This window comes from Streptomyces sp. NPDC059477 (assembly GCF_042749375.1).
Lineage (GTDB): Bacteria > Actinomycetota > Actinomycetes > Streptomycetales > Streptomycetaceae > Streptomyces.
Window position 1 is genome coordinate 1 of the sequence record NZ_JBHYUG010000067.1, and the last position, 8,127, is coordinate 8,127.

Annotated in this window: 5 protein-coding genes; all 5 read right to left on the reverse strand. The window is 71.5% G+C overall.

Annotated features, from left to right (window positions below; all coding sequences use genetic code 11):
* Positions 1 to 89 precede the first annotated feature (89 nt).
* Positions 90 to 1,175 (reverse strand): Gfo/Idh/MocA family protein, encoded by a 1,086-nt coding sequence (locus tag ACFXAZ_RS27800; RefSeq protein ID WP_384596772.1) that lies wholly within the window; start codon positions 1,173 to 1,175, stop codon positions 90 to 92.
* Positions 1,168 to 5,106 carry a discoidin domain-containing protein gene (locus tag ACFXAZ_RS27805; protein WP_384596774.1) on the reverse strand — a complete coding sequence of 1,313 codons (3,939 nt, stop codon included), beginning with the start codon at positions 5,104 to 5,106 and terminating at the stop codon, positions 1,168 to 1,170. The genes ACFXAZ_RS27800 and ACFXAZ_RS27805 overlap by 8 nt, the downstream gene beginning before the upstream one ends.
* A gap of 224 nt (positions 5,107 to 5,330) precedes the next feature.
* Positions 5,331 to 6,167 (reverse strand): NAD-dependent epimerase/dehydratase family protein, encoded by an 837-nt coding sequence (locus ACFXAZ_RS27810; protein WP_384596775.1) that lies wholly within the window; start codon positions 6,165 to 6,167, stop codon positions 5,331 to 5,333.
* Entirely contained in the window at positions 6,167 to 7,066 is a 900-nt protein-coding gene (locus ACFXAZ_RS27815) for a carbohydrate ABC transporter permease (protein WP_384596777.1), read from the reverse strand. The genes ACFXAZ_RS27810 and ACFXAZ_RS27815 overlap by 1 nt, the downstream gene beginning before the upstream one ends.
* On the reverse strand, positions 7,063 to 8,127 hold a 1,065-nt coding region (locus ACFXAZ_RS27820; RefSeq protein WP_384596779.1), incomplete at its 5' end, for a carbohydrate ABC transporter permease. The genes ACFXAZ_RS27815 and ACFXAZ_RS27820, both read right to left, overlap by 4 nt.

Genomic DNA, 8,127 nt, shown 5'->3' on the forward strand with positions numbered 1-8,127 from the left:
GGCGCGCGGTCCGTGCCCCGCGGGGGCGCCCTCCCTGGGCGGGGGCGGGGGGGGGCGGGCGGCCCGCCGGGCCCCGACCTCCCCGGGTCTCAGCGGAGCGGCACCGGTTCGGGCCGTTCGCAGGTGCTGCCGACCGGCAGGGAGGTGCGCCGGCCGGCCGCGTCCAGGAGCGTGAGCATCACGTCCAGGACATGGGCGGCGAGTTCGGCGGACGCCCGGTGCGGCCGGCCGTTCGTCAGGGCGTCCGCGAGGTCGGCGAGCCCGGTGCCGCGTCCGCTGTCGCGATAGCCGGCCCGCACCGGCAGGGGCCGCCACTCGTCGCGGGCGCGGTGGATCTCGACCAGCCCGTTGAAGCCGTTCGGGTCGGGCACCGACAGCGAGCCGGCGGTGCCGTGCACCTCGATGCGCGGCAGCCGGGCCGCGTGCACGTCGAAACTCATGACGAGCGTGGTCAGGGCGCCCCCCTCGTGTTCCAGGACGCCGGTGACATGGGTGGCGACCTCGACCGCGAACCGCTGCCCGGCCCGGGGCCCGCTGCCGATCTCACGGGCGGCCCGGGGTCGGGAGGCGGCCCCGGTGACCCGCACGACCGGTCCGAGCAGATGCACCAGCGCGGACAGGTAGTACGGGCCCATGTCGAGCAGCGGGCCGCCGCCCGGCCGGTAGTAGAACTCCGGGTCGGGGTGCCAGCGTTCGTGCCCCGCGGTGGTCATGAACGCGGTGGCGGCGACCGGTGTCCCGATCAGCCCGTCGTCGACGGCCGCCCGCGCGCTCTGCACGGCGGTGCCCAGGACGGTGTCCGGGGCGCAGGCCACCCGCAGTCCGGCGGCCCGTGCCGTGGTGAGGACGCCCGCCGCCTCCTCCCGGTCGGCGGCGAGCGGCTTCTCGCCGTACACATGCTTCCCGGCGGCGAGGGCGGCCAGCGCCACCTTCGCGTGCTCGCCGGGGGTGGTCAGGTTCAGTACGGCGTCCACGTCGTCGCGGATCACGAGTTCGGCGACGGATCCGGTGACCGCCACCGGTCCGGGCGCCCGCTCGGCGGCCACCCGGGCGCGGTGCGCGTCGAGATCGGCGACGGCGGTGAGCCGTACGCGGTCCAGACGGGCCAGGGTGTCCAGGTAGGCGCCGGAGATCTTTCCGGCGCCCACCATGCCGACCCTGAGGGGGTCAGGCACCCGGCTCCTCCCCGGGTGCCGCCTCGAAGCGGGCGGTCACCGTCAGGTTCTGGCTGACGGTGAGCGTCAGTTCCGGCTCCGCTCCGGCGTCGGCGCCGTTCACCGTCCATCCGGTGAAGCGCTGTCCGGCGGCGGGTTCGGCGGTGACGGTGATGACGCTGCCCTTCTCGTACTTGCCGGGCTCGCTCTCGTTGCCGTGGATGGTCACGGTGCCCGCGTCGGCCGGTTCGGCGGTGGCCCGCACGGTCTGCTGGACCATGCTGATGGCCATGACGTTGATCAGCCGTGCGGGGCCGCTGAGGGTGGTGCCGTTGTAGCGCATCACATTGACGGCGGTGACCTCGGCGTCGGCCCCGGCCTTGATGGTGTAGCCGTCGCCGCCGAGGTTGTCGGTGCCCAGGTTGAACGCGGTGACCTCGCCGGAGTTCACGACCAGGCCGTGGCGGAAGCCGTAGCCGAAGACGTCCAGCAGGGTGAGGTCGGTGGCCCCGTCGACGGTGACGATCTGCGCCTGCTTGCGCATGGGGACATCGATGACCTGCGGGAAGATGTTCTTCTCCTGCGCCCACTCGGGCAGCGCGTAGCCGACGCGGGAGACCGCGTTGCCGTTGGAGAGGACACCCTCGATCCGGCCGCCGTCGCTCTCCCCGACGGTGATGCCGTGCGAGAAGTAGGCGCCGGCGAGCTTGCGCACGGTGAAGCCGTCGTTGGTGTGGGTGGCCAGGTCGACGGCGTTCCAGGAGTTGGTCAGGCCGATGTCGATGACATAGGTGCCGGTCCCGTTGCCACGGATCGTGTACGGGTAGGGCTGGATGCCCTCGGCGGAGGCGGGGTTGTTCTCGGGGTAGAAGGCGCGCAGTCCGCGCACTCCCGCACCCTTGCCGTTCAGGGTGATGAGCGCGGTGGCGGTGTCGGGGCTGTCGGTGTCGCGTCCCTCGTACGCCATCAGGACGGTGCCGCCGCTGGCGCCGAGCAGGTCACGGTTGGCGACGGCGGAGGAGCCGCGCAGTTCGACGCCCTTGGGGACGGTGAGGTGGCCGTCGATCCGGTACCAGCCCGCCGGGAGGTAGACGATGCCGCCGCCGTCACGGCCGGCCCGGTCCAGGGCACGCTGGATGGCGGCCGTGGCGTCGCGCTGGGGCATGACACCGTTGGTGCGGGGCGCCTTGAACGGGGCGTCGGTGACGTCGTACAGCACCGCGCGGGCGGGCTTGGGCAGCGGTTCCTGCTCGTAGGCGGGGACCTCGCCGGAGAGGCGGTGGACGATGCCCTCGGTGGCGCCGATCAGTTCGGTCTCGGTGACCTTGATGTAGGCCTGGGAGCCGTTGCTGATGGCGGCGACACTGCCCTCCAGGGTGCTGGAGGCGAAGGACGATCCCCAGCGGGAGTCGAACTCCTCGGCCCGTACGGCCACGTCGGTGCGGCGCACGTCCGTCTCGATGAAGCTGCCGGTGAAGGAGGCACGCTGACCGGGCACGATGTGGATGCCGGTCTTAAAGTCGGACAGGCTGATCCGGTAGAACTGGTCCCATTCGAGGTCACCCAGGATCAGGCCGGTGGCGTGGGCGCGGGTGTGGGCGTCGAGCGTGGCGCGGGCGGGCGGCTTGTAGGCGGCGGGAGCCTTGGCCCAGTAGGCGTTGGAGAGGGTGATGTTCTCCCAGGTGCCGACGTCGGCGCCGTTGTAGCCGCGCACGCCCTCGGACAGGACGGTTCCCTTGATGTTGCGCAGGGTGGCCGACTCGTGGACCTGGCCCGAACTGGCGCTCTCACCACGGTCGTTGACGTAGGTGCTGATGCCGATGCCCTTGTACGAGTTGAGCAGGGTGACATCGGAGACGGTGCTCATCATGTAGTTCTCGTTGCCGCTCCAGCCGCGGCCCGGGATCTCGATGGTGTAGTTGTAGGGCACCGGGTCCGTGGCGCTCTGCCGGGGGTAGTACGTGGTGAGTCCGATGACGCCGGCGCTGCCGCCGATCCGCAGGAGCGCGGGGCCGTCCTCACCCGAGGGGAGGTCGGCGGACAGGACCGTGCCGTAGCCGCCGCTGCCCTTGTCGGGGTCGCGGTGGTCGCCGCGCAGGGTGCAGAAGGAGGAGATCTCCAGGGTGTCGGTGACCCGGTAGGTGCCCGACGGCAGCCAGACGGTGCCGCCGCCCGCGTCCTGGCAGTCGTACAGCGCCGCCCGGATGTCCTCGGTGGCGTCCTTGCGGCCGGTCGGGTCGGCGCCGTAGGAGCGGACGTCGAAGTCGGCGACGACCGGGGTCTCGGTCGGGTAGCGGGTGCTGACCAGCTTCGCCTCCCCTTCGACGGCGGCCAGGCCGCGGACCTCGAACTCGCCGATGGTGAAGTTCTTGCCGCTCTCGGCGTAGCCGGTCAGGGACAGCCGGACATAGCGGGCGGTGGTGGTGTCGAAGCGGGTGCCGAACTCCTTGTTGTCGCCGCCGCCGCCTTCGGCGACGGTGGTGAAGGAGCGGCCGTCGCGGGAGACCTGGACGTCGAAGCGGGAGGCGTAGCGCGAGCCCCAGTACACCCGGATCTCATTGACGGACCTGGCCTTGCCCAGGTCGGCCTGGAGCCACTCCCCCGTGCCGTCGGAGCCGCTGGTCCAGGTGGTCTTGGCATCGTTGTCAACGGCGTTCGCGGTGCCGTTTCCGGGGGCGCTGCTGCTCGCGGTGAGCGCGGCGCCGTCCGTGAGGTCGGTGCTGACGGCCGAGGCGGTGAACGCGTCGAGCGCGGCGTCGAGACCGTGCAGCGCGGTGCGCAGTTCCTCCTCGGTGGAGTCCTCGTTCCCGGCGACCGCCTCGGCGCCCTCGATCGCGGCGCTCAGCTCGTCCTTGGCACCGGCCGGGTACTGGCCGTCGCGGTCGCCCTCGCGGGCCGCGTGCAGGGCGAGCGCGGCGTCGTCGATCAGCGCCTGGAGGCCCTGGGCGGGCTTGAGTTCACCGGGGGCGACGGCGATCCGTACGGCGGCGACCTTCATCTCGACGGAGGAGCCGGCGTTGTGGATACGGAAGTCGGCCCCGTTGGCGCGGTTGGTGAGGATCGCGTCGTCCAGGGCGAAGGTGTGGGTCTTCCAGGTGCCGGTGTCGCCGTAGGTGAAGATCGCGGACGGCTTGAACTTGTCGGCCAGCGCGGCGCCCGGGGAGTCGTAGTGCAGGGCGAGTCTGCCGTTGCCGGAGTCGAGGTAGTCGACGCTGACGAACACCCGGTCGCTGTTGTTGTACAGGTAGGTGTCGTCGACGTTCAGGTAGAGGAAGTTCACGCCGGGGGCGGGCGCGGTGCGGTTGGTCTGCCAGTAGCCGCGGCCGTCGTGCGTGCCGATGACCGGGCCGGCGGAGGAGTCGCCGCCGCGGGGGGTGAGCCGGGAGGTCTCGGGAGCGGCGCCGAGGGTGGCGGAGGCTCCGACCGCGCCGATCCGCACGGCCGCGATGGTGATGTCCCGTGCCGTGTCCCCGTCGACCCCGGCCAGCCGCAGTACGTCCTTGCCGCCGGTGAGGTCGGCGTCGGTCAGGTCGAAGGCGCCGGTCTTCCAGGTGCCGGCGCCGGTCAGCGGCAGGGTGGCGTCGGTGCCGTCGGCGCCCTGGCGCAGGGTCAGCGCGCCCTTGCCGGTGTCCCGGTAGGTGACGCTGACCACCAGGTCGTCGCCGGGCAGGCTCGCCACGTACTCGTCGTCCAGGTCGAAGGTGAGGTAGGACGTACCGGCGGCGGTGTCGGTCTGCCAGTAGCCGCGGCCGTCCAGCTCGCCGGTGCGCAGCCCGGCCGGGTCGGCCCCGGCGGCGGCGCGCACGCCGAGGGAATCGGGGGTCGGGCCGAGGTCGGCGCCGACGCCGTTGGGGTACATCACGGGGTCGGTGGCCGCGCCCGCGAGGGGGACGGGCGCCCACAGGGTCAGCGCGGTCAGCAGGGCCGTCAGCACGATGGCGGGACGGCTCACCGCTCTTCGCCGTAGGGACAGGTCGGGCAGCACGGGCATCCTCCTGGGATGGGGTGGGTGTGTGCTCGGGTCGGAATTCGGGCGGGTCGATGTACGGTCGGCCGGGTCGGCGTGCGGTCAGGTCGACGCCGATACGGTCAGGTCGGCATGCGGTCGGGCCGACACCCGGTGGGGTCGGCATCCGGTCGGGTCGGCGTGTGCTCGGTCGGTACGGGGCCGCGGTGCTAGGTCGTACGGGTGCGGCCCGGCTTGAAGCCCAGCAGGCGGGCGCAGGCCGTGCTGTCGAACAGGGAGGCCCGGCCGGGCAGTTCGGCGAGTACGGGGACGTCGGGGAAGTGGCGTTCCAGCAGGTCGGCGGTGGGGCGGGGGGCGGAGGTGTCGGGGGCGGCGACGTTGATGACATGGCTGCCCCGCACCTTGGCCGTCAGGGCGAGCCGGATCACCATGGCGGCGTCGCGGGTGTCGAGCCAGCCCCACAGCCCGTCACGGTGTTCGCCCGGATCGGCGGCGACCTCGGCGAAGTGGGTCTTCAGCCGGGTGCCGGCGCCGGTGAACGGCATGCGCAGACTGATGATGTCGCTGCCCCAGCGGCGATGGGTGGCGTGGGCGATCTCCTCCAGAACGAGTTTGGACAGCCCGTAGGGGTCCTCGACAAGGGTGGGGTGCTGTTCGTCCAGCGGCAGGTAGCGGGGCGAGAGCGGGCGGGGCGCCCAGGCCAGGCCGACGGCGGCGAGGCTGGAGGTGGCGACGATCCGCTCCACCCCGGCCCGCCCGGCCTCGTCCAGGACGCGGTGGGCGGTGAGGCAGTTGGTGGCGAACAGCTTGCTGTCGTCGTCGGAGTTGGGATGCGGGATGGCGCCCAGATGGACGACCGCGTCCACGCCCCGCAGCGCGGCACGGACGACGTCCCGGTCCTGGAGGTCACCGACGTGCGTCCGGTCCAGGCGCGCGTCCTGCACCGGGTACTGGTCGACGGCGACCAGATGGTGGCCGCGTGCGGCCAGTTCACCGATCACATAGCCGCCGAGATGCCCGGCGGCTCCGGTGATCAGTACGCGCATCAGCCCTTCACCGCCCCGACCAGACCGCTGACGAAGTAGCGCTGGAGGAAGAGGAAGAGCAGGATCACCGGTACGACGATGATCAGCGCGCCCGCCATCAGGTTGTTGTACTGCGGGACGCTCTCCGAGGCGAGCGTCTGGAGCCCGAGCGGCAGGGTGTAGGTGGAGGGGTCGTTGAGCGAGACCCGGGTCAGCAGATACTCGTTCCAGGTCGGGATCGCGGTCAGCAGGGCGACGGTGATCAGGGCGGGCCGGGACAGCGGAAGATAGATGCTGGTGAAGATGCGCAGTTCGGAGGCGCCGTCGACGCGGGCGGACTCGCGCAGTTCATGGGGGATGGCGTTGAACGCGCCGTTCATCAGCAGGACGGACAGCGGGGCGGTGCCGTTGACGAAGGGCAGTACCAGGCCCATGTGGGTGCCGAGCAGCCCCAGCTCGTTCTCCAGGATCACGATCGGCAGCATCACGGTCACGCCGGGCACGAACAGCAGCGCCATGAACATCCGGAACAGTGCCGTGCGCCCCTTGAACCGCAGGACGGCGAAGGCGTACCCGGCCGCCGCGTAGACCGCGAGGGTCAGGACGACGGTGTAGGTGGTGACCAGGACACTGTTGAGGAAGTAGTCGAAGAAATTGAGCTGGTTCCAGGTGTTGACCAGGGTGTCGAAGGTGGGGTTCTCGGGGATGAGGTGCCCTCCGCGCACCACTTCGAACTGGGTCTTGAAGGTGGCCGACACCATCCACAGGAACGGATAGAGACTCACCACGGCGTACCCGGCCAGCAGCACGAAGACCACGACGCGGCCGGCGATACGACCGGCCGGCCTGGGGCCGGGGCGACGCTGCGACCGGTCCTGCTCGGTGTGACGGCGCGCGTCCGGGGCGGCAAGGGTGGTCATACTCGGCTCCTCATGGCACGCAGGTTGATCGCGGCCAGCACCATCGCCACGGCGAACAGCATCCAGCCCAGGGCGCTGGCCAGACCAAGGGTGGGGGCGAGGTCTTCGAGGAAGGCCAGCCGGTAGGTCTCCAGGCCCAGGACATTGGTGTGCTGGCCGGGTCCACCGTTGGTCATCACCAGGAAGGTCTGGAAGCCGTGCAGCGACTCACGCAGATTGAGCAGCATGTTGATCGCGGTCAGCGGCATCAGCAGGGGCCAGACGACGGACAAGTTGGTGCGCCACCAGCCCGCGCCGTCCAGTTCGGCGGCCTCCAGCACACTGCGGTCGATGGACTGGAGTCCGGTCAGGTACAGCAGCATGGCGACCGGCACATTGCCCCAGACGGTGACCACGATGAGGGTGGCCAGGGCGGTGTCGGGGTTGCCGAGCCAGCCCTGGGGCTGTTCCAGGGAGCCGAGGCCGAGCAGCCCGAGGAGATAGTTGATGGCTCCGTCCGGCTGGAGGATGTAGCGCCAGGCGAAGTAGACGGCGATGCCGGTGGTGACGTACGGGATGAAGTAGATCGAGCGCAGCACGCCCTGGAGCCGCTTGGCCTGGTTGAGCAGGATGGCCAGGGGGAACGACACGGCGATGGTGAGCAGCGGTACGAAGATCATCACCCAGAGGGTGTTGAGGGCCGCGGCCTGGACCGGGGGTGCGTGGACGGGGCTGCGCCACAGGAGGTCGGCGTAGTTGTCGAAGCCGACCCATTTCCAGTTCGGGGTGAAGCCGTTCCAGGTGGCGAAGGAGAGCGCGAAGCCGTAGCCGGTGGTGTACAGACCCATGACGGCGAAGAGGATCACCGCGGGGGCCACGAACAGATAGCCGGAGACGGCCTCGGTGCGGATCTTGCGGCGGCGCCGCGCCGGAGTGGTGCCCCCGCCCGGGGGCGGGGCGCGGGCGGCGGGGCCGGGGCGGGCCCGGGGGGGGGCGGGGGGGCCCGGGCCCCGCGGCGGCGGCCCCGGGCAGCGGCGCGGGGGGGGGGCCGGGAGTTCCGGGGGTGCCGGAGGTGCCGGAGG

Excerpts from the sequence above, each read along its gene's own strand:
- ACFXAZ_RS27810 (WP_384596775.1), bottom strand. The coding sequence starts at position 6,167 with ATGCGCGTACTGATCACCGGAGCCGCCGGGCATCTCGGCGGCTATGTG.
- ACFXAZ_RS27815 (WP_384596777.1), bottom strand. The coding sequence starts at position 7,066 with ATGACCACCCTTGCCGCCCCGGACGCGCGCCGTCACACCGAGCAGGAC.